Source organism: Enterobacter sp. MGH 37, from assembly GCF_000534515.1.
Classification (GTDB): Bacteria; Pseudomonadota; Gammaproteobacteria; order Enterobacterales; family Enterobacteriaceae; genus Enterobacter; species Enterobacter kobei.
In genome coordinates, this window is record NZ_KI973205.1 from 1299902 (window position 1) to 1318833 (window position 18932).

Consider the following 18932-nt stretch of genomic DNA (forward strand, 5'->3'; position numbering starts at 1 on the left):
TGATTAGACGGCCCACAGGGGGCCGTCTAAGGCCTATTTGTTCGGCAGATTATCGTAAACATCCAGAGCTCGCGCGGTATACGTCAGCGCTGCGCCAGTGTTCAGGTTAATGGCAACGGCCAGCGCTTCGGCGATCTCTTCACGCGTGGCACCGTGCTTAACCGCAGCGTCCACATGAACAGCCAGGCAACCGTCACAGCGGGTGGTGACGGCCACGGCAAGTGCAATCAGTTCATGGGTTTTGGGATCGAGGTGCTTGTTTTCTGACGCCCCCTTATCCATTTGCTGAAAGCCTTTCATAAACTCTGGCTTCAGTTTGGCAAATTTGCCGATGGTGGCAAGCAGGTCACTGCGATATTCATTCCAGTTCAAGAACATTGAAAACTCCGGTTGTTGTTTGTTTCAGAAAAGTCATTTCATGACGTCGAAAATACGCACGTCAGGCGCGCTGTGTATTACCTTTCGTTGAGGGCGATTATCAGAAAGCCAGACAGCTTCAACAAATCAGATAATCTTGCGGAGCAGCGAAGAAATTCTATGTCGTGGTTTGGCAGGGAATAAGCATTACGCGCCCGGCGTGATTGCAGGAGCAGCGTAATGCCTGAGTGGGCAGTTTATGAACGATCCGAGACGACATCCTGAAGAAGCCAGTCGTGGAAAACTTTCACATCATCACGCATGACTTTTTGCTGCGGGGTCACCACATAATAAGACCACTTGAGCGGCCACCGATGGTCAGGATGCAGCTGGACCAGCTGTCCGGTTTCGATAAGCTTTTTCACCAGCGCGTATCGCACGATAGCCACGCCCCTGCCACTCAGCGCCGCCAGAATCACAGCTGAAGTGGAATTAATATGTAGCCCGCTTTCCAGCGCTTCGGGGGCACCGACCGTTCTCAGTACATCATCCCATGATGGAAAATCCGCGCCTGGATGCGGCGTGTCATCGTGAATGAGTTTTTGCGTGGCGAGCCATTCACTGCAGGCCATTTTCCCGGGTGGCACCAGGTGCGGGCTGCAGATCAGCACGGCTTCCTCATCCATCAGCCAGGTTTTATTCACGCCGGGCCAGTCGCCCTGTCCACAGCGAATACCGATATCCGCCTCGCCGTGCGACACGTCCATCAGTTTTTCCGTCACGTTAAGCCGCAAATCGATATTCTCATGCGATTCCGCAAACCGGTTCAGGCGGTCCATCAGCCAGTTCATCATCAGTACCTGAGAAGCCGTCACCACCACCACCGAGCGCGACCGGCGGCCGCGAAGCTTATTTAATCCGGTTTCCAGTTTGTCGAGCCCCTGCGTGATGTCCTGGAGTGCCTCCTGCGCTTCGTCGACCAGCGTCAGCCGCTCTTTTCCTGAGCGGGTGCGGTGAAGAAGCGGGTGCCCGACCCAGTCTTCCAGCGAGCGTACCAGCTGACCTACTGCGGCGGGCGTAACGCCAAGTTCCTGTGCCGCGCCGGTAAAGCTGCCATGCCTGGCGGTGGCTTCAAAAGCGTGCAGCCATTTAAGTCGGTTTAGCGATCGCATTGTGGTCATCCTGATTCATAATTTTCCTCAGTATACGCCAGCGAGAAAGATTTTCTTTCCTGAGTCGCAATTTCTTCTCAGTCGTCAATCAGGGGCCCGGGTGGCATTCTGATTTCACACGATGAGGAGCGCAGCTTTTCATCAATGACAACCATATGAATTTAAAGAGGTTAGCGATGAACGCATCTTTTGCCGGTAAAAAACTGTTAGTGGTCGGTGGTACAAGCGGTATGGGCTTCGAAACGGCGAAGCTGGTTCTGAAAAATGGCGGCAGCGTTGTGCTGGTTGGCAATCGCCAGGACAAAGCCGAGCAGGCCCGCCAGGCGCTGGCTGCAGATGGTCAGGTTTCCATCATCGTTGCCGACCTGATGAAAGAAGAAGGTATGCAGCACGTGGTGAACACCATTAACGCCGAACACAAAGATATCAGCCTGCTGGTCAATGCGGCTGGCGTATTTTTCCCGAAACCGTTCACCGAGCATGAAGCGTCAGACTATGACATGTATATGAGCATTAACCGCGCGACATTCTTTATTACCCGTGACGTGGTGCGCAATATGATCGAGGCCGGCATTAAAGGCTCCATCGTTAATATCGGCTCCATGTGGGCACAGCAGGCCATCGGCGCCACGCCGTCTTCAGCTTACTCAATGGCGAAAGCGGGTCTGCACGCGCTGACCAAAAACCTGGCCATTGAGCTGGGTGAAAAAGGGATCCGCGTGAATGCGGTGTCTCCGGCCGTTGTTCACACGCCGATTTACGAAGGCTTCATTCCAAAAGACGACGTGAAGGACGTAATGAACAGCTTTGACAGCTTCCACCCGATCGGCCGCGTGGGTACCCCGGTCGATATCGCGGAAACCGTTGCTTTCCTGCTTTCTGACAAGACTGGCTGGGTCACCGGCGCTATCTGGGATATCGATGGCGGCGTAATGGCTGGCCGTAACGCCTGATGGCCATGCCGCACGCGCTGACCCGCGTGCGGCACTGGAGTAATTATGCAAATCCAGACCGCGCATTATGACCTTGTCACCTCGTGGCAGGGGGGTATGGCCAGCCGGACGCTCTGCCAGTCCTTTTCCGAAGACAACGCTTTGCCTGCCCTGCAAAGTCATGTTATCGATTCCGATGAACCGGTTTCGCTGGGTGGCGAAGGGCTGGCTCCCGACCCTCAGGAACTGATTCTCGCCGCGTTTAATGCCTGTATGATGGCCGCCTTTATTCAGGAAGCGAGAAATGAAGGTCTCGCCCTTACGCATCTTGAAATACATACTGACGGGCACCTTCCAAAGGGTATACCGGCCTCCGGGGACAAGCGTGCAGATGATGCTTCCGGCACGCTTCAGTATGTCATCCATGTAAGCGGTGACGGCACGGTGCATCAATTTGATGGGGTTCATCAGCGGGTGATTAACGCCTCTCTGAACCGGTGGTTACTGGCCCAGAATATGCTGATCGAAGGTGACTTAATACTGTGCTGACGCGGCTGGATTATTCTGCTCAACAGGATGAAATGGTTAGGTGAAAAAGAGACCGTGGAAGCCGTTGCAACCGTCGCCGCCTATAACATGGTGTCTCGTTTTCTCGTCGCCCTTGCCATCTGATAATCCTCATTTTTTACCTGTGCAATTTATGAATAAAAAATATCGTGCTATGCAGGTCGTTGCCCCCGGTGTACTGGAAATGACAGAGCGGCCAATACCCGCTCCCGGCCCGGATGAGGTGCTCGTTAGAATTGAAGCATGCGGCGTATGCGGTGCCGATCTCCGGGACGCGGAAAAAGCACCGCTGGCGGGCCAGTCCGGCCGTATCCCGGGACATGAAATCGTCGGGTTTATTACCCGGAAGGGGAACCAGGTGCCCGATATCTGGCAAACCGGTCAGCGGGTAGGGATTGGGCGACTGGGTGGGTACTGTCAGCATTGTACCCCCTGCCGGAGCGGGCTTTTTCATCTCTGTGAAAACCAACTGACGCCCGGTCTCAGCTGCGATGGCGGCTACGCAGAGTACATTGTCATGCGTCATACCGCGCTCATAGCCATTCCCTCCGCGCTCTCTGCCGTGCATGCCGCTCCGATCCTTTGCGCCGGTACCGCTACCTTCAATGCGCTGCGTAATTCAGGCGCAAGGGCGGGCGACAGAGTGGCGGTTCTCGGATTGGGGGGCCTTGGCCACATGGCCGTTCAGTACGCCCGTAAGATGGGTTTTGAGGTGACTGTGATTGCGCGGGGTAGTGAAAAAGAGCAGGCTGCTTTTGAGCTGGGTGCGCATCACTACATCAATATCCTTGATGAAAACGCATCAGAACGCCTGAAAAATGACGGCGGTGTGGATTTTATTGTGGCAACGGCGCCGGCTTCAGAAATGGTTTCAGCCCTCATGTCCGCGCTGGCTCCACGGGGAAAAGCGATCCTGCTGGGTACCGGAAAAACGCCGCTGCTGGTCACACCGGGTATGATGATCGGCGCTGAACGTACCCTGATAGGATCCTTTGTCAGCACACCGGTGCAAACCGAGCGCGCGCTTCAGTTCAGCCACCTCTTTCAGGCTTTGCCTGTTACAGAGCGACTGCCATTTGAAAGGGCAAATGAGGCGCTCAGCAGACTGAAACAGGGTCTGGCGCGATACCGGATAGTGCTCACCATGAATCAGGATAATTAATCACATGTCCGCAGAACATTTCCTGCCCGTAGCAGATCAGAAAAACAATATCATCCGACTGTCGGCCGCACAGGCTCTCGCCGGTGCTAACTCCGTCGTCTTTTATGCGACAGGCGCGATTGTTGGTAACGCACTGGCTCCCAGCAGTTCGCTGGCCACTCTTCCCATCACCATGTTTGTTCTGGGGATGGCGGCCTGTATCTTGCCGTTAGGTTCACTGGCGCGGACAAATGGTCGTAAGGCCGCCTTTATGGTCGGCACCGGGGCAGGCGTCATTACCGGACTGACGGCTGCTCTGGCCGTCTTCATCGGCTCATTCCTGCTGTTCTGCATTGCTGCATTTATGGGCGGTGCCTATGCGGCGGTCGCGCTAAGCTTTCGTTTTGCCGCAACGGATGGCGTTACGCCCGAACGCCGGGCCCGGGCCCTGTCGCTGGTTATGGGGGGAGGAGTGATAGCTGGCGTGGTTGGTCCTATGCTGGTTTCCGGAACGATGCACCTCTGGCCGCCTCATACCTTTGCCGTCACGTTCATCGCCCAGGCGCTCGTGGCCGTTATATCAGCGTTCATTCTTAAAGGCATGAAAACGATAGATTCCGTCAGCACGGTTGGAACAGGTGGACGACCTCTGAGCGTAATAGTCCGACAGCCGGGGTTTGCCAGAACCGTATTCAGCGGTGCGGTAACCTATATGGTGATGAACTTCCTGATGACGGCAGCACCACTCTCGATGCACATGCACGGCATTTCTCAGCAGGCGTCAAATCTCGGTATCCAGTGGCATGTTATTGCCATGTACGGTCCCGGTTTTTTCACCGGTAAATTAATTAACCGCTTTGGGGCTATGCGTATCGCCGCTGCGGGTCTGCTTATCACGGCATGCTCTGTGCTGGCCGGACTCGGTGGAACCGATATTTTCCACTACTGGCTGTCGTTAATATTGCTGGGTCTTGGCTGGAATTTTGGCTTTACCGGCGCATCGGCAAAAATCATTGAATATCACCGTCCCGAAGAGAAAACCCAGGTTCAGTCCCTGAACGATTTTGTCGTGTTTGGGGTGATGATTGTAGGATCATTTTCTTCTGGTGCTCTGCTTAGTCTCTACGGCTGGAACGCCGTCCTGTGGGGATCTCTTGTTCCCGTCGGGCTTGCATTTTTAGGTATTGTTAACGAGTTGCGTGCAAAAAAGGACCATAAATTAAGCTCCTGACACGGTTTTATCTGCTGCCTGTAAGTGGATTATGTTTATGTGAAAAGTATTTAAAGCCCAAAATTAACGAGCATCATTTTGGGCATACTTGCCGATGCTTACTGGTTCCATGCTCTCATTAACGTCCGCTTTTCGCTCACAGCGGATCTTTTCTGGTCAGTCCCCGGTACCGGCTTGACAATGTTGCTGATATGATAATTTTTTGTTGATTCGGAGGGGGAAAATGAACACAAACACGATAGTCACGCTATTAAAGTTCAAGCGCTGGGCAGATCCAGAAACATTACAAGCGATAAAGAAGGTAGATACGTTAGCGAATGCTGATAAGCATCATCTGATGCTCAGGCTTATGAACCATGTTTATGTCGTTGATATGATTTTCAGAGCCAACATTACTGGCCAAAAGCACCAATACACCGCGTTAAATACGCCAGAAACCCCGACTGCAGACGAGCTTCTGACAAAGATGTTTGAATGCACTGAATGGTATATTCAACAAGTCGGTACAATGAACATGGCTGATCTTTCTGAAATCGTTAAATTTCGTTTCGTCGATGGTGGGTATGGTGAAATGAAGGCAGGAGATATGCTCAATCATGTCCTTTTTCACGGTACATATCATCGCGGCGCGGTGGGCTGGATGCTTTCAGAAACGGGAATAACCCCTCCTAAGGATGTGTTAACCGTTTTCCTGAGGGATCATCATCACGAGTGATTCAACCTGAGGGTTAACCAGATTTCACGCTGAACCGTTTCTCTTTTAAGGATGCCAGTATGACCAATTTTCATCAACTTACCGCCACCAGCCTGGATGGCCGTCTTATCTCAATGGACGACTATGCGGGTAAGGTGGTTTTGGTCGTGAATACTGCCAGCCAGTGTGGCTTCACGCCGCAATACGCGGGCCTTGAAGCGCTATACACGAAATACGCCGGTCAAGGGTTAGTGGTGCTTGGCTTTCCCTGTAACCAGTTTGGTAAGCAGGAGCCCGGCGGCGCCGATGAAATCTCGAACACTTGTTACATTAACTACGGCGTAAGTTTCCCCATGTTCGAGAAAGTAGAGGTAAACGGTGGCGCAGCGCACCCGGTGTTTCGTTTTCTGAAAAAGGAATTGCCTGGCGTGCTGGGAGGACGGATCAAATGGAATTTCACGAAGTTCCTGATCGGACGCGATGGGATACCCCTCAAACGTTTTGCACCGATGACGACGCCCGAGAAAATGGAGGATGCAATTCTTGAGGCACTGGGGAGGTGAGCGCTTTGGTAGTGATTTAGCGTGCATGATGAACGACGACATCGCAGGTTATTATCCTTGCGCCATAAAAAGGTTCATTGGAAGCATCGGGTTGTGTGAAAAATTGGTAGTTGAAACATGACCAGTCAATACAGAAAAATAGATCACTATTTCTGAGGCTTAAATGGACTGAGAGGCAAGAAGTGATCGTGTCTGAAACAATAAAGAAAATTGTTATGATGGCATTAGTGGCGAACATGGTCGCAGGATGTGCGCCGTTACATCCTTCTGGATGCCATAAGACCACGGCAACGGGCAGTTGCAGCTCAGGACGCTGGGACGATCAGGATGAGTGGGGCGCGCAAGCGCGGGCAATCAGGGCGGCAATAAATGCCAAACTGGATGAGCCGCAAAACTGGAAAGGGAAAAAATGCAGGCTGCATATTGAATTTGCTCAGGATGGCACGCCTTTAAACATATCCACCAGCAACGGCAATAAAGCCTATTGTGAAGCGATAAAATCAGCAGCCCAAAAAGCCAAATTCCCGGCATTCAACAACCCGGAAGTCTACAGAGATTTTCAAAAATCCGGTTTCGATATGCGCGGGTAACATGCTAACCGCCCTTTGTAAGGTAGCGTCACTCTGAGCTAACACTCACTATGTCGGCCCCGGTTCCACTTTTACACACAGATACCGGTTCTTCTGATACCTGTGTGCAACGTGTTCATTCCTGATGTTCAGGGATCCGGGCGATAACCTTTATCTCAAAATCAAATCCCGCCAGCCAGGTAACGCCCACGGCTGTCCAGTTCGGATACGGTGGCTTAGGGAAAAGCGTTTGTTTCACCTGCATAATGGCTGGAAATTGATTCTCCGGATCGGTATGAAAGGTTGTCACATCAACAAGATCGGCAAACGTACATCCTGCAGCGTCAAGCGTGGCCTTGAGATTATCGAAGGCACGCTCTACCTGCATTGCAAAGTCGGGTTCGGGTGTACCGTCTTCCCGGCTACCCACCTGTCCGGAAACAAACAGTAAATCACCAGAGCGGATCGCTGCAGAATAACCGTGCTGCTCATACAGCGCGTGGCGATTTGCAGGGAAAACGGGTTTCGGTTGGTTCATAACGGATCCTTTCTTTGGACAGGGACAGTGGATGCGCGGCATAAATAAATGAATTAAGATACGCGGCGTATGTCAACTTAATAACACATACGCCGCGTATGTCAAACGACTTGCGTGGTGTAGATTGCAAGGAGCTCGTATGGCAGCCAAACGCCGCGCCGAAACGATGGAAGAAACCCGCACTAAATTGATTGCGGCTGCACGTAAAGCCTTTGCCGAAAAAGGGTTTGCCGCAGCCTCGATGGATGATTTTACCGCCAGCGTGGGCCTGACGCGCGGGGCCCTGTATCATAATTTTGGCGATAAAAAAGGGTTACTTGCCGCTGTCGTTACCCAGATTGATTCTGAAATGGCGCAAAGCGCCAAAAGTGCGGCGGCACATGTGAAGGATGACCAGCAAAAGCTTCTGGCAGAAGGGATAGCCTATATCGAGATGGCGCTGGATGAAGAAGTCCGTCGCATCGTTCTGCTTGATGGTCCGGCTTTTCTTGGGGACCCGGGAAAATGGCCGAGCCAGAATAACTGCCTCGACGCTACGCGTAAGAGCCTTTCCGACCTGATTGAACGCGGCTTAATCGAACCGGTAGATGTTGATGCCACCGCCTGGCTGTTAAACGGTGCCGCACTGAATGCCGCCCAGTGGGTGGCCGCCAGCGAAGATCCGCAGCAGGCATTACCAAAAGCGATTCAGGTTTTTACCCTGCTGGTAAATGGCCTGGTGAAGGGCGTCATACCTCCCGAAGCCACGGCGTAATCGTTAATCCCGTAAGCAAGCCCTCCGGGCTGAGCAGACGGGTGACGGTTTGCCCCCACGGTTCTGTGCGGTTTGCCACCAGCAACCGATAGCCTTTTTCAGTCAAAATACGGGTAGCCGAGTCCAGGTCCTGAACCTCGTACTCAACCCATCCTTGCGGTATCGGGTGCTCAGCGGGCCATTGTTCTTCTCCAAAGCAGGACATTGCCGCCTGTGTAAGCGGCCAGACGGCGAAATGCTTCACGCCTTTCAACTGGCCCACTTCTGCGAGCAGATAATCACTGTTCCCCTCCATCGGCTTAAGCGGAAGGCCGAGTGTATGGATATAAAACGCGGCGCTGGACGCTGTGTCCCGTGAAATAGGCCCGAACCCAGCGACAAATAAAACATCAATTCCCGGTAAAGCTTGCGGCATATCCCCTCCTGTATGACGTAACACTTACGCTGAATTTATCTTACGACCAGTTGAAATACGACTCTCAATTCTGGCATCGCTTTCACCGAGTCTACACGTTCCCGACGGGTTTAAATTTCAGTGCGATGACGTGCGTTTCAACGTGAGTTTTACTCAACCTCAGTTTTGGACTCATCACACTATACTTACGACCTGAAACCGAAGGGGGGGCATGAGGATGGTATGCCTGGCGAGAACTTATCCAGATCCCGCATGGATTCACACCCACGGCTGGTCTGAGTCAGCGCTTGAAAAATCCCTGTCTCTCTTAAAATTACCTGTCCGCGCGGAGCGGCAGATGCGATGTTTTCAACACGCTGGCAGCGTTTTGTTTCATAAATACCGTGGCTTATCGGCTTTTCAGAATGGTATAACGTCCTGCGGCAATCGGGTTGCCGCCAGCTGACCACATTCACAAAGGTGTATATGAAACAAATTACGTTCAGTGACCTGCAGCAGCAAAGCGAGCAGGCTGCCAATTCTCCTCGCTTACGCGCGCACCGCAATTTACATCCCGAACTGAGCGACCCGGTACAACGCCTGGCTATCGCGATGGAGCCAGGTACCTATGTTCGCCCTCATCGCCACCCGCACACGTTTGAACTGCTGACGGCTCTGAGCGGTCGCTTTCTGGTGTTGAATTTTGATGACAGCGGTAACGTGACCCAGCGCGTGGTGTTAGGTGAAGACTGCAAAGTGCTGGAGATGGATGCCGGTACCTGGCATGCCGTGCTGTCGCTGGATAAAGGCGGCGTCATTTTCGAGGTCAAACACGGCGGCTATCAGCCTGTTCCGGAGCACGATACCGCTCCATGGTCACCGGCTGAAAACGCGCCCGGTACCGCAGAGCTGATGAAATGGTACGCGCAGGCGCAGGTGGGTGACGGCGGTTTTACCCTGTAATTGTGCTCTCAAGCCCCAGCAGGAATTCCTCAACCTGAGCAGGCATCGCCGTGTCTGCCTGGTAAAGAATATCGAGTTTGACGTTCTTCAAACCGCAGAAGCCGAAAATGCCCTCTACTATTTGAGTCTGAATCGCCGTCGAATAACCATGTTTATCGAAACCGTTAAGATCGCTGCCAGCAGTCGCAATAAGGCGAACGGGAACGTCGCGCAAATTGCCCACAATCCGGCCGTCTTCTGCCACTTTATACGCCCAGTTCAGCGTCAGAACGCGATCAAACCAGCCTTTCAACAGGCCGGGAACGGACCACCAGTACACCGGGAAAACGAATACCAGCATATCCGCCCGCTCGACCCGCTGCTGCTCGCGCAGAATAGCGTCAGGAAGGGCGCTCGGATCGCCGTGGTACAAATCAAGATCGGCGCGGGACATGGCCGGGTTAAACCCTTCGCCATGCAGATCGGCCATCTCCACCTGCGTACCCTGTTCACGCAGTTTCCCGGCAATGCGGGCGGCCAGCGAATGGGATAACGAATTGTCGACAGGGTGAGCCGTCACGATCAGTGCATTATTAATGGCATGTGTAGCAGACATAGCGACCTCGAATGGGTGAGAAGTGACGTTTATATTACTATTGGTAACTTAGCTGTCAATCCGCACCAAACGATCATTTTGTGCTATTCACGTAGGTCTCCAGCACCCCGGTGATGGCGCCGCTGAGGGTATCTTCCGCAACATTTCGGGCGAGCACGCCGTTACCCGCGGCGGTGCTGAGCGCGTCCGCCGCACCAATGATGGCCGTCAGTACCGCTTCTCCCTGAACGCCTTTCAGGACGACAAAGGGGGAAAGCGCGGTACGCAGGCAGTCGGCGCATTCGGCAACGCACGCCTCACGAAACGACTGCAACGCGCGAGAGCCGGACAGCGCCGCGGCGATGGGCCCGGTTTCGGGCCCGGCGGTCATGGCGCAATCAATATAGGCGGCGCTGAAAAAGCGGATCGTCTTGTCCAGCGTTTTGCTGTCTACCGCCAGCGTCTCACGGAATTTCGCCAACTGCCGATCGCTATAATCCTGATACAAGGCCATCAGCAACCCTTCACGATCGCCAAAATGGTCGTAGGGGATAGGCTTGGTCACGTTGGCCCGCTCCGCCAGGTAACCCAACGTCAGTGCCTCCGTGCCTTGCTGGCGGACAATTCCGCGCGCCACTTCCAGCAGCTGTACGCGGCGATCCTCTTTTCTTAAGCGCTTAACAACCATGCTTACCTCGGAACAGTTATCTACTTAGGGTAGTTTACACGTTTTCTGCCGGGGACTGCACGCGCTGTTCCGCAGGGCGGATCCGGAACCAGATCGCATACATCGCAGGCAGGAACACCAGCGTAATGGCCGTACCGCCTAAGGTTCCGCCAATCAACGTGTAAGCCAGGGTTCCCCAGAATACCGAATGCGTCAGAGGAATAAACGCCAGCACGGCGGCAAGTGCCGTCAGCAGTACGGGCCGGGCTCGCTGAACCGTCGCCTCGACCACCGCGTGGAACGGATCGAGACCGTCCTTCTGGTTATGATCGATTTGCCCAATCAGGATCAGCGTATTGCGCATAAGAATGCCTGAAAGGGCGATCAACCCCACCAGCGCGTTGATGCCAAACGGCTGATTGAAAATCAACAGGGTCGGCACCACGCCAATCAGCCCCAGCGGCGCGGTAAGGAACACCATCACCATCGCCGAGAGCGAACGCACCTGCAGAATGATGATCAGCAGCGTCAGCGCAATCATGATCGGGAACAGCGGAATCATTGCCTGCGTGGCTTTGCCCGATTCCTCAATCGAACCGGCCATCTCAATGCGGTATCCGGCCGGCAATGTATCTACAATCGGCTGGAGCTGTTTCATGATGGCGACCGATACATCCGGTGGCTGAAGATTGTCGGCGATATCACCCCGCACGGTAATGGTCGGAGTGCGGTCGCGGCGGCGCAAAATCGGGTCTTCCATACCGATCTCAATCTTGCCAATTTGAGACAGCGGAACGCGCTGCCCCGCATTGCCGACGAGGGTAAAACCCTCAATTTTTGCCGGGTCGAGACGGATATCCCCCGCGGCGCGCCCCATGACCTCTACCGAGCGAATATCTTCTCGCACGGCGGTAATTGGCACGCCTGAGAGCAAGAACTGAAGCTGCTCAGCCACGGCACTGGACGTTAATCCGGTGGCCTGCAGACGGTTTTGATCGAGGGTGAAATGCAATACCGGAACGCGTGATCCCCAGTCGGTATTGACGGTACGCATCATTGGGCTTGCCTGTAGGACGCCTTTCACCTTGTCTGCGATATCGCGTAAGGTACCGACATCCGGCCCCGAAACGCGCCAGGCAACCGGGAAGGGCGAGTACGGGCCAAAGACCAGCTGCGTCACCCGCACGCGGGCCTCAGGCGCCAGGCCGCTGGCGACAGCCTCCCTGAGCCTGAACTTGAGCGCTTCGCGTGACGTCTCGCTGTCCGTCAGGATCACGATTTTTGCAAAAGACGGGTCAGGTAATTCGGGGGCCATCGCCAGGTAAAAGCGGGGCGATCCCTGGCCAATATAGGCCGTCACGATGTTGGCCTCAGGCTGCTGGCTCAACCATGCTTCTATTTTTGCGGTTGCGGCACGGGTCTGTTCGATTGAGGTGCCATAGGGCATCTGCACTTCAACCAGCACTTCCGGGCGATCGGATGTCGGGAAAAATTGTTTTTTTACCAGTCCCATGCCGAATATGGCGAGGATGAAAATAGCGACCACGGCACCGGCCACCCGCCATTTTCCGGCGATAACGCGGCTCAGTATCCGGCGAAAACGGTTATAACGCGGCGTGTCATAGATGGCGGCATGGCCTCCTTCCACTTTGGGAATGGCCGGGAGGATCTTCACCCCAAGATAGGGGGTAAACACCACGGCGACAAACCACGATGCAATCAGGGCGAGGCCGACAATCCAGAACATATTGCTGGTGTATTCCCCGGCGGTTGACTGGGCAAAACCGTTTGGCATAAAGCCAATTGCCGTCACCAGCGTACCCGCCAGCATTGGCGCGGCGGTATGGCTCCAGGCGTAGGCGGAGGCTTTGACCTGGTCGTAACCTTCCTCCATTTTGACCACCATCATTTCGATGGCGATAATGGCATCGTCAACCAGTAAGCCGAGGGCAAGGATCAGGGAGCCCAGCGTGACGCGGTCAAAGTTTATCCCCGCGGCTTCCATCACCACGAAGACCACCGCCAGCGTCAACGGTACCGCCGCTGCAACCACCACCCCCACGCGCCAGCCCATGCTGACAAAACAGACCACCATGACCACCAGCAGGGCGACGAAGAATTTGATCATAAACTCATCCACCGCCGAGCTGATGTTCACTGACTGGTCGGTGACTTTGCTCAGGGTCATGCCCAGCGGCAGACTCGCGTTTATTTTTGCCGTTTCGGCATCCAGCGCTTTACCCAGCGCCAGACCATTCCAGCCCTCACGCATGACGATACCCAGCAGAAGGGCGGGTTCATGCTGGTTACGTATCAGCATCGTAGGGGGATCTTCATAGCCCCGTTCAACCGTCGCTACATCGGACAGCCTGAGCGTTTTGCCCTGAGCCACAACGGGTGTATCGCGGATCTTCTGCAACTCATCAAACGCGCCGTCGAGGCGGATAAATATCTGGGCGCCCCGGGACTCAATAGAGCCCGCTGCTTTTAACGCGTTCTGATTGTTCAGGGCGTTGAAAATATCCTGCGGCGAGAGACCCATCGTGGCCAGTCGGTCATGAGAGAAAGCGATGTATATCCGCTCCGCCTGTTCACCAATAATGTTCACTTTCTTCACGCCGGGTACGTGCAAAAGTTGCTGGCGCATGGCTTCGGCATCACGTACCAGCTGCCGCTGGGGTTCACCTTTCGCTTTCAGGGCAAAAAGGGCAAAGGTGACATCGGCAAATTCGTCATTGATCATCGGGCCGATCGTCCCGGCAGGGAGATTCAGGGATTCGTCTCCCAGCTTTTTCCGCGCCTGATAGAACTCCTCTTGCACCTCTGCGGGGGGCGTTTTGTCTTGCAACGATAAGGTGATAAACGCCATGCCGGGGCGGGTATAGGTTTCCGTCCGGTCATACCATTTGAGCTCCTGCAGGCGTTTTTCCAGCGGTTCGGCGACCTGATCCTGCATCTCCTGCGCGGTTGCGCCGGGCCAGACGGATATCACCGTCATTTGCTTCACCGTAAAAGGGGGATCTTCCGCGCGGCCAAGCCCAAAAAAGGCGTAGATACCGGCAATCGTCACAAGGACGATCAGAAACAGGGTGATGGAGCGCTCGCGCACGGCAAGCGCTGACAGGTTGAAGCGACTTCCGCTCATGGCGTGTTCTCCGCCAGCGCGGCATTGCGTTGTTCTGCAAGCCTGACGATTTCACCCTCGTGCAAAAGGTGTGCGCCCAGCGCCACAATCTTCTCGCCTGGCTTCACGCTGCCCGTGACCTGCGCGGCATCTTCACCCACGCTCAGCACCTTCACCGGCGTCCAGGTAACCTTTGCCGGCCTGGCGGAAATGCGCCAGACACCGGGGCCTTTGCCAGCATCGTAGAGTGAGGCGAGCGGAACCTGCATGACCTGACGTTCCGCTTTTGGGTCCTGAACGTTCAGCGTGACGGTTGCCCCCAGCGGCGCGTTTGCCAGGTCACCATTCAGCACGTAGCGGGCTTCATAGGTGCGGGTTGTGGCATCGGCTGAATCAGACAGCAGGCGAAGCGTTGCGCTGACCGGGTGTTTTTCATTGCCATAAAGTGTGGCCAGTGCAGGGCTGCCAACGGCAGGGCGCAGGGTCTCGGGGAACTGCACGAGCGCTTCACGTTGTCCCGCCCTGGCGAGTCGGATCACCACTTGCCCGGCACTCACCACCTGACCTGGCTCGGCGAGGGTTTCCATCACTACCCCGTCTGAATCCGCCAGCAGTACGGCATAGCCCGTTGCGTTTTGCGCCACGTTGGCCTGCGCCCGGGCTGCGCTGAGTTCCGCTCTGGCGGAATCGGCGGCGGCTTTGATCTGATCATACTCCGAGGCGGACACGGCGCCGGACGCCACAAGACCGCGATAACGCGCCTCATCGCTGGACGCTTTTCTCGCACGCGCCTGGGCAGCATCCACCGTGCGCTGCTGTGCCTGGGCCTGTAATTTCAGGTCAACCGGATCGAGGCGCAGTAAAGGCTGACCCTGTCTGACGGTTTGCCCGGTATCGACAAGTCGCTCAAGGATTTTCCCCTGAACCCTGAAACCCAAATCACTTTGCGTTCTCGCCACCACCACGCCGGTAAAGGCGTGAGCAGTATTGTTCGCAAGCTCGATGGCGGCGGATCTGACAAGCGGTGGCTTTGTGCGCGGATCGTCACTCGCGGAATTATCGCCGCACGCCACGAGGACAAACGGCAGAAGGCTAACGGCAAGGCGGGCTGTATTGAGCCTGAGCATGGGAAACCCTTATAGAAGTAACAGGACAGTTTCCGCATTCTCAGACTGGTGACTAATAAAGTCAATGGTCACTAATCAGGGGGCCAGGCTTCTTAATACCAGCGAAGAGAGAAGCACCGCCGCAGTGGGGGCCGTTTCGAGGTTATATTGCAGCTGTATGGGATTGATATAAGGGCACATCACCATGTGGATAGCCTGCGTGACCTCATCCAGCGGCGTTTTTCTTTCGAATTCACCCGCCTGCCTGCCTTCAATAATGATGCTCTCAATCAGCTTCATCAGGCCGTCTGTATACCTTTCAGTAGACGGCCATTTGTCCCGTGCGGCGACGGCGGCAATGTCGTAAAGCTTCCGATCGTGGAAAAACAGCTCGCTTCCGGCCTCGGTAAGCGCTTTGAAAAGACGGCGTAATTTTTCGCTGGCTGACGGCGCATCCTCGATGGCAGAAAGCACCGCCGCCATGATCAGCTCCAGGCGGTTAGCGCAGATCACTTCGCCAATAGCCTGTTTGGAATCGAAAAACTTATAAATGTAGGACTTAGAAAAACCGATGGATTTCGCCAGTTCGGCGACGGTGGTTTTTTCATAGCCGTAATGCCCGAAGTGCTCAAAAGCCGCTTCGACGATTTGCTCTCTGACAGAATGGTCAAGTGGACCACGCATTGATGGGGCGTTCATATTTTTAGTCATTATTTAAGCTTAGCGTGACAGGCCAGGATTGACAACGAGTGACCATTTCGTCATTTGGTTACTGTTGTTTCCTCATGCGTTCAAACGGGAAGACCCACCCGGTGGGGTAAGTGTATCACTGTTTTTCGCGCATTAAGGCAGCATTGTGTCGATGAATTTTAAGCGGGTTTAATCAACATTCACGCTACCGTTTTTTTAGCCAGTCGAGAAAAAACTGGCTAAACGCCGTGACCTGAAGCGGCTGCAGTTTACGCTGCGGGTAAACAAACTGTAGCCCGACATCTTTGCGGTCGTATCGGCTAAAACCGGTAAAACTGTCAGCAAACAGGACGGTGAGTCTTCCGGCCTCAACATCGTCCTTCACATCCCACCAGGATTTCCCCGCAATGCCAGCGCCGCTGAGCGCCCACTGACGAAGCAATGCCCCGTCGTCGCACACCATGGCTGGCTCTACGCGAACGACACTTTCCTCGCCATCTTTTTCAAAGCGCCATTCGTTCATCACCACGCCCTGAGACTCAAGTGCCAGGCACTGGTGATGGGCTAACTCCGCAAATGTGGCGGGGACGCCGCGGTTGCTAAGATACGCCGCAGAGGCCACCAGCACCCGATGATTTGGGCGGATGTTTCTGACGACCAGGCTGCTGTCCGGCAGGTTACCGAAACGCACGCTCATATCCAGCCGGTTAGCGACCAGATCTTCAACATGTTCTCTTAACACGATGAAAAATTTCACGTCAGGATGGTGTCGGGAAAATTCCACCACGGCGGGGCTAAGATACTGTCTGCCAAAATCCGAGGGGGCAGAAAGGCGAATATTGCCGCTGAGGACGCCCTCTTTTTGCGTCAGGAGCGACTCGGCATGGCGCATCTCTTCCAGCACGCGCAGCGCGGCATGATAAAACTCTTCTCCGGCACGGGTCAGCGTGATGGATCGCGTTGAACGATGAAACAGGCGAGTCTGGTAACGTTCTTCAATCGCCTTCAGTCTGGCCGTCATGGTCGCAGGAGAGAGCGACAGCCGACGTCCGGCGGCGGAAAGCCCCCCGGCCTCGGCCACTTCAACCAGCAATGCCATATCTTCAAGCTTGCCCATTATTCATATTTTCCGAAAAGTGCATCAGTTTTCAGTGTAATTATCAAAATGCAATACCGCCTGTAAAGTGATTTCATCCAAACCATAAGGGATGAAAACATGAACCGTTCCTCACTTTTTGACCGTTACCGGTTGGGTCAGCAGGACCTGAAAAATCGTATCGTTATGGCGCCAATGACCCGCGCGCGTTCCCTTCAGCCAGGCAATATTCCCTCGTCGCTGATGGCGGAATACTACCGGCAGCGGGCCAGCGCGGGATTAATCATCACCGAAGCCACCCAGATCTCCCCGCAGGGCCAGGGATACTCCTGGACTCCAGGCATCCATTCGCCGCAGCAGGTTTCAGGATGGCAACTCACGACGGGGGCCGTGCATCAGGCGGGCGGGGTGATTTTTTCTCAGCTCTGGCACGTCGGGCGAATGTCGCACGCCAGTTTTCATCAGGATGGTCAGCCCGTGGCCCCGTCAGCGCTGGCGCCGGACGCGAAAGTGTGGGTGGTGAACGAAAAGGGCGAAGGCCAAATGGTTGACTGCCCGCAGCCAAGAACGCTGACGCGCAAAGACATTCACGGCATCATCGCGGACTATCGCCAGGCGGCACTGAATGCCGTCCAGGCCGGCTTTGATGGCGTGGAAGTTCACGGCGGAAACGGCTATTTGATTGACCAGTTCCTGCGTCAAACCTCCAATAAACGCTCGGACGAGTATGGCGGCACGCTTGCTAACCGGATCCGCTTTGCCCAGGAGGTCTTGTACGCGATTGCGGAGGCCATTGGCCCCGAGCGAACGGGCATCCGCCTTTCGCCGTTTATTACCCAGCGGGGGATGAATGACCCGCAGGTGATCGACGCCATCCTCGCTCTGGCGGCCTGGTGCGAACAACACGGGATAGCATTCATCCACCTGGCGGAAGCCGACTGGGACGACGCGCCGCAGGTACCCGACACTTTCCGTCAATCCCTGCGCGAGACGTTTAGCGGAACGCTTATCGTCGCGGGCAACTATGACCTTAACAAAGCCGAACAAATACTTACGGCTGGCTATGCCGATTTGATTGCCTTCGGACGGCCATTTATTGCCAACCCGGATTTACCCCACCGGCTGGCGCACAAGTTGCCGCTGGCCCAGGTGCGCGATCCCGCCACGCTGTTTGGTGGCAGTGCGACGGGATATACCGATTATCCCACCTTGCCGTTATCCTGATAAATGATTGAGAGAAAATGATGAACTATTCAACCTCTTTTCGTTCTGTTTTATTGCCGCTTATTATTATCGGTCTGTCGGGCGCCGCTTATTCGGCGCAGGAGGAGTGGGTGAAACCACAGCAGCTGATTGTCGATAAAAGCCTGCCGCAGGCGCAATTAGCCGCGAATGAGGCTGCAGCCAGAAAATATGCAACGTTCTGGAATACGGGGACGCCGTCTCTGGCGCGTGAAGCGCTTGCGGTTAACTTTATTGATAAAACGCCGCCGGAAGGGCGTAAACAGGGACCCGAGGGCGCTATTTTAGCCTCCCGGGCATTTCGTACTGCCGTACCTGATTTACGCTGTGACGTTGAGCAGATGATTATTTCCGGTAATCGTGTGGTCTCCCATTTACATTTTCACGGCACGTTTACCGGAACATTCGGCGAGCTGAAAGGAAAGGGGCAGAAAATAGATTTTATCGCCACGGATATCTATGAAATTAATGACGGTAAAATTGTGGCTAACTGGCATATTGAGGACAACCTGACGCTGATGAAACAGCTGGGCGCACTGTAAATTCATCACTCCGGGG

21 protein-coding genes and 1 pseudogene are annotated in these 18932 nt (G+C 54.7%); 12 read left to right on the plus strand and 10 right to left on the minus strand.

Annotation, left to right across the window (positions count from 1 at the left end; all coding sequences use genetic code 11):
* Positions 1 to 33: 33 nt before the first annotated feature.
* On the minus strand, positions 34 to 378 hold the full coding sequence (locus L383_RS17450; protein WP_023330330.1) for a carboxymuconolactone decarboxylase family protein: 345 nt from the start codon (positions 376 to 378) through the stop codon (positions 34 to 36).
* 236 nt (positions 379 to 614) lie between these two features.
* On the minus strand, positions 615 to 1529 hold the full coding sequence (locus L383_RS17445; RefSeq protein ID WP_023330331.1) for a LysR substrate-binding domain-containing protein: 915 nt from the start codon (positions 1527 to 1529) through the stop codon (positions 615 to 617).
* A gap of 176 nt (positions 1530 to 1705) precedes the next feature.
* Here L383_RS17445 and L383_RS17440 point away from each other — a divergent pair, with 176 nt between their 5' ends.
* The 8 genes and pseudogenes from L383_RS17440 to L383_RS17410 all read left to right on the plus strand — a co-directional run bounded on the left by L383_RS17440 (position 1706) and on the right by L383_RS17410 (position 7247).
* Complete coding sequence (locus L383_RS17440) at positions 1706 to 2482, plus strand: SDR family NAD(P)-dependent oxidoreductase (RefSeq protein ID WP_014882906.1); 777 nt, start codon at positions 1706 to 1708, stop codon at positions 2480 to 2482.
* A 45-nt stretch (positions 2483 to 2527) separates the two neighbouring features.
* Positions 2528 to 3010, plus strand: coding sequence for an OsmC family protein (locus L383_RS17435; protein WP_023330332.1), 483 nt, complete (start codon positions 2528 to 2530; stop codon positions 3008 to 3010).
* 39 nt (positions 3011 to 3049) lie between these two features.
* Positions 3050 to 3133, plus strand: a pseudogene (locus L383_RS26485) (carboxymuconolactone decarboxylase family protein); the annotation flags it as partial.
* A gap of 28 nt (positions 3134 to 3161) precedes the next feature.
* Positions 3162 to 4190 carry an alcohol dehydrogenase catalytic domain-containing protein gene (locus L383_RS17430; RefSeq protein ID WP_032628936.1) on the plus strand — a complete coding sequence of 343 codons (1029 nt, stop codon included), beginning with the start codon at positions 3162 to 3164 and terminating at the stop codon, positions 4188 to 4190.
* Positions 4191 to 4194: 4 nt separating this feature from the next.
* Positions 4195 to 5400, plus strand: coding sequence for an MFS transporter (locus L383_RS17425; RefSeq protein WP_023330334.1), 1206 nt, complete (start codon positions 4195 to 4197; stop codon positions 5398 to 5400).
* A gap of 223 nt (positions 5401 to 5623) precedes the next feature.
* Positions 5624 to 6115, plus strand: a complete 492-nt coding sequence (locus tag L383_RS17420) for a DinB family protein (protein ID WP_023330335.1) — start codon at positions 5624 to 5626, stop codon at positions 6113 to 6115.
* A 59-nt stretch (positions 6116 to 6174) separates the two neighbouring features.
* Complete coding sequence (locus L383_RS17415) at positions 6175 to 6657, plus strand: glutathione peroxidase (protein ID WP_023330336.1); 483 nt, start codon at positions 6175 to 6177, stop codon at positions 6655 to 6657.
* Positions 6658 to 6872: 215 nt separating this feature from the next.
* Positions 6873 to 7247: a cell envelope integrity TolA C-terminal domain-containing protein gene (locus tag L383_RS17410; RefSeq protein ID WP_032628939.1), complete on the plus strand. Its 375-nt coding sequence runs from the start codon at positions 6873 to 6875 to the stop codon at positions 7245 to 7247.
* A 115-nt stretch (positions 7248 to 7362) separates the two neighbouring features.
* Here the strand turns inward: L383_RS17410 and L383_RS17405 are convergent, their stop codons facing one another.
* Positions 7363 to 7764, minus strand: coding sequence for a RidA family protein (locus L383_RS17405; RefSeq protein WP_023330338.1), 402 nt, complete (start codon positions 7762 to 7764; stop codon positions 7363 to 7365).
* Between the two features lie 139 nt (positions 7765 to 7903).
* Between L383_RS17405 and L383_RS17400 the strand changes: the two genes are divergently transcribed.
* Positions 7904 to 8518: a TetR/AcrR family transcriptional regulator gene (locus L383_RS17400; protein WP_023330339.1), complete on the plus strand. Its 615-nt coding sequence runs from the start codon at positions 7904 to 7906 to the stop codon at positions 8516 to 8518.
* On the opposite strand, the gene L383_RS17395 is transcribed toward L383_RS17400, so the two are convergent.
* A complete protein-coding gene (locus tag L383_RS17395) occupies positions 8493 to 8933 on the minus strand; it encodes a VOC family protein (protein WP_023330340.1) in 441 nt (146 codons plus the stop codon). The two genes, L383_RS17400 and L383_RS17395, sit on opposite strands and share 26 nt — an antisense overlap.
* Positions 8934 to 9398: 465 nt before the next feature.
* On the opposite strand from L383_RS17395, the gene L383_RS17390 reads away from it, so the two are divergent.
* Entirely contained in the window at positions 9399 to 9875 is a 477-nt protein-coding gene (locus L383_RS17390; RefSeq protein WP_023330341.1) for a WbuC family cupin fold metalloprotein, read from the plus strand.
* Here L383_RS17390 and L383_RS17385 read toward each other — a convergent pair.
* The 6 genes from L383_RS17385 to L383_RS17360 form a co-directional block, all read right to left on the minus strand.
* Positions 9865 to 10470, minus strand: a complete 606-nt coding sequence (locus L383_RS17385) for an NAD(P)H-dependent oxidoreductase (RefSeq protein WP_023330342.1) — start codon at positions 10468 to 10470, stop codon at positions 9865 to 9867. The two genes, L383_RS17390 and L383_RS17385, sit on opposite strands and share 11 nt — an antisense overlap.
* Positions 10471 to 10543: 73 nt before the next feature.
* Complete coding sequence (locus L383_RS17380) at positions 10544 to 11137, minus strand: TetR/AcrR family transcriptional regulator (RefSeq protein WP_023330343.1); 594 nt, start codon at positions 11135 to 11137, stop codon at positions 10544 to 10546.
* A 34-nt stretch (positions 11138 to 11171) separates the two neighbouring features.
* Positions 11172 to 14261: an efflux RND transporter permease subunit gene (locus L383_RS17375; protein WP_023330344.1), complete on the minus strand. Its 3090-nt coding sequence runs from the start codon at positions 14259 to 14261 to the stop codon at positions 11172 to 11174.
* The gene (locus L383_RS17370; RefSeq protein WP_014883732.1) at positions 14258 to 15367 is read right to left on the minus strand and encodes an efflux RND transporter periplasmic adaptor subunit; all 1110 of its coding nucleotides are present in this window, start codon (positions 15365 to 15367) and stop codon (positions 14258 to 14260) included. Before L383_RS17370 ends, L383_RS17375 begins: the two co-directional genes overlap by 4 nt.
* A 75-nt stretch (positions 15368 to 15442) precedes the next feature.
* A complete protein-coding gene (locus L383_RS17365) occupies positions 15443 to 16057 on the minus strand; it encodes a TetR/AcrR family transcriptional regulator (RefSeq protein WP_032628942.1) in 615 nt (204 codons plus the stop codon).
* Positions 16058 to 16241: 184 nt separating this feature from the next.
* Positions 16242 to 17153, minus strand: coding sequence for a LysR family transcriptional regulator (locus L383_RS17360; protein ID WP_023330346.1), 912 nt, complete (start codon positions 17151 to 17153; stop codon positions 16242 to 16244).
* A 99-nt stretch (positions 17154 to 17252) separates the two neighbouring features.
* Between L383_RS17360 and L383_RS17355 the strand changes: the two genes are divergently transcribed.
* Positions 17253 to 18356, plus strand: coding sequence for an alkene reductase (locus tag L383_RS17355; protein ID WP_023330347.1), 1104 nt, complete (start codon positions 17253 to 17255; stop codon positions 18354 to 18356).
* 20 nt (positions 18357 to 18376) lie between these two features.
* Positions 18377 to 18916, plus strand: coding sequence for an ester cyclase (locus L383_RS17350; protein ID WP_032628944.1), 540 nt, complete (start codon positions 18377 to 18379; stop codon positions 18914 to 18916).
* Positions 18917 to 18932: the final 16 nt, after the last annotated feature.

What these genes read in the sequence shown, in the direction of transcription:
- L383_RS17450 (WP_023330330.1), bottom strand. Translation starts at nt 378, where the DNA reads ATGTTCTTGAACTGGAATGAATATCGCAGTGACCTGCTTGCCACCATC.
- L383_RS17445 (WP_023330331.1), bottom strand. Translation starts at nt 1,529, where the DNA reads ATGCGATCGCTAAACCGACTTAAATGGCTGCACGCTTTTGAAGCCACC.
- L383_RS17440 (WP_014882906.1), top strand. Translation starts at nt 1,706, where the DNA reads ATGAACGCATCTTTTGCCGGTAAAAAACTGTTAGTGGTCGGTGGTACA.
- L383_RS17435 (WP_023330332.1), top strand. Translation starts at nt 2,528, where the DNA reads ATGCAAATCCAGACCGCGCATTATGACCTTGTCACCTCGTGGCAGGGG.
- L383_RS17430 (WP_032628936.1), top strand. Translation starts at nt 3,162, where the DNA reads ATGAATAAAAAATATCGTGCTATGCAGGTCGTTGCCCCCGGTGTACTG.
- L383_RS17425 (WP_023330334.1), top strand. Translation starts at nt 4,195, where the DNA reads ATGTCCGCAGAACATTTCCTGCCCGTAGCAGATCAGAAAAACAATATC.
- L383_RS17420 (WP_023330335.1), top strand. Translation starts at nt 5,624, where the DNA reads ATGAACACAAACACGATAGTCACGCTATTAAAGTTCAAGCGCTGGGCA.
- L383_RS17415 (WP_023330336.1), top strand. Translation starts at nt 6,175, where the DNA reads ATGACCAATTTTCATCAACTTACCGCCACCAGCCTGGATGGCCGTCTT.
- L383_RS17410 (WP_032628939.1), top strand. Translation starts at nt 6,873, where the DNA reads ATGATGGCATTAGTGGCGAACATGGTCGCAGGATGTGCGCCGTTACAT.
- L383_RS17405 (WP_023330338.1), bottom strand. Translation starts at nt 7,764, where the DNA reads ATGAACCAACCGAAACCCGTTTTCCCTGCAAATCGCCACGCGCTGTAT.
- L383_RS17400 (WP_023330339.1), top strand. Translation starts at nt 7,904, where the DNA reads ATGGCAGCCAAACGCCGCGCCGAAACGATGGAAGAAACCCGCACTAAA.
- L383_RS17395 (WP_023330340.1), bottom strand. Translation starts at nt 8,933, where the DNA reads ATGCCGCAAGCTTTACCGGGAATTGATGTTTTATTTGTCGCTGGGTTC.
- L383_RS17390 (WP_023330341.1), top strand. Translation starts at nt 9,399, where the DNA reads ATGAAACAAATTACGTTCAGTGACCTGCAGCAGCAAAGCGAGCAGGCT.
- L383_RS17385 (WP_023330342.1), bottom strand. Translation starts at nt 10,470, where the DNA reads ATGTCTGCTACACATGCCATTAATAATGCACTGATCGTGACGGCTCAC.
- L383_RS17380 (WP_023330343.1), bottom strand. Translation starts at nt 11,137, where the DNA reads ATGGTTGTTAAGCGCTTAAGAAAAGAGGATCGCCGCGTACAGCTGCTG.
- L383_RS17375 (WP_023330344.1), bottom strand. Translation starts at nt 14,261, where the DNA reads ATGAGCGGAAGTCGCTTCAACCTGTCAGCGCTTGCCGTGCGCGAGCGC.
- L383_RS17370 (WP_014883732.1), bottom strand. Translation starts at nt 15,367, where the DNA reads ATGCTCAGGCTCAATACAGCCCGCCTTGCCGTTAGCCTTCTGCCGTTT.
- L383_RS17365 (WP_032628942.1), bottom strand. Translation starts at nt 16,057, where the DNA reads ATGACTAAAAATATGAACGCCCCATCAATGCGTGGTCCACTTGACCAT.
- L383_RS17360 (WP_023330346.1), bottom strand. Translation starts at nt 17,153, where the DNA reads ATGGGCAAGCTTGAAGATATGGCATTGCTGGTTGAAGTGGCCGAGGCC.
- L383_RS17355 (WP_023330347.1), top strand. Translation starts at nt 17,253, where the DNA reads ATGAACCGTTCCTCACTTTTTGACCGTTACCGGTTGGGTCAGCAGGAC.
- L383_RS17350 (WP_032628944.1), top strand. Translation starts at nt 18,377, where the DNA reads ATGAACTATTCAACCTCTTTTCGTTCTGTTTTATTGCCGCTTATTATT.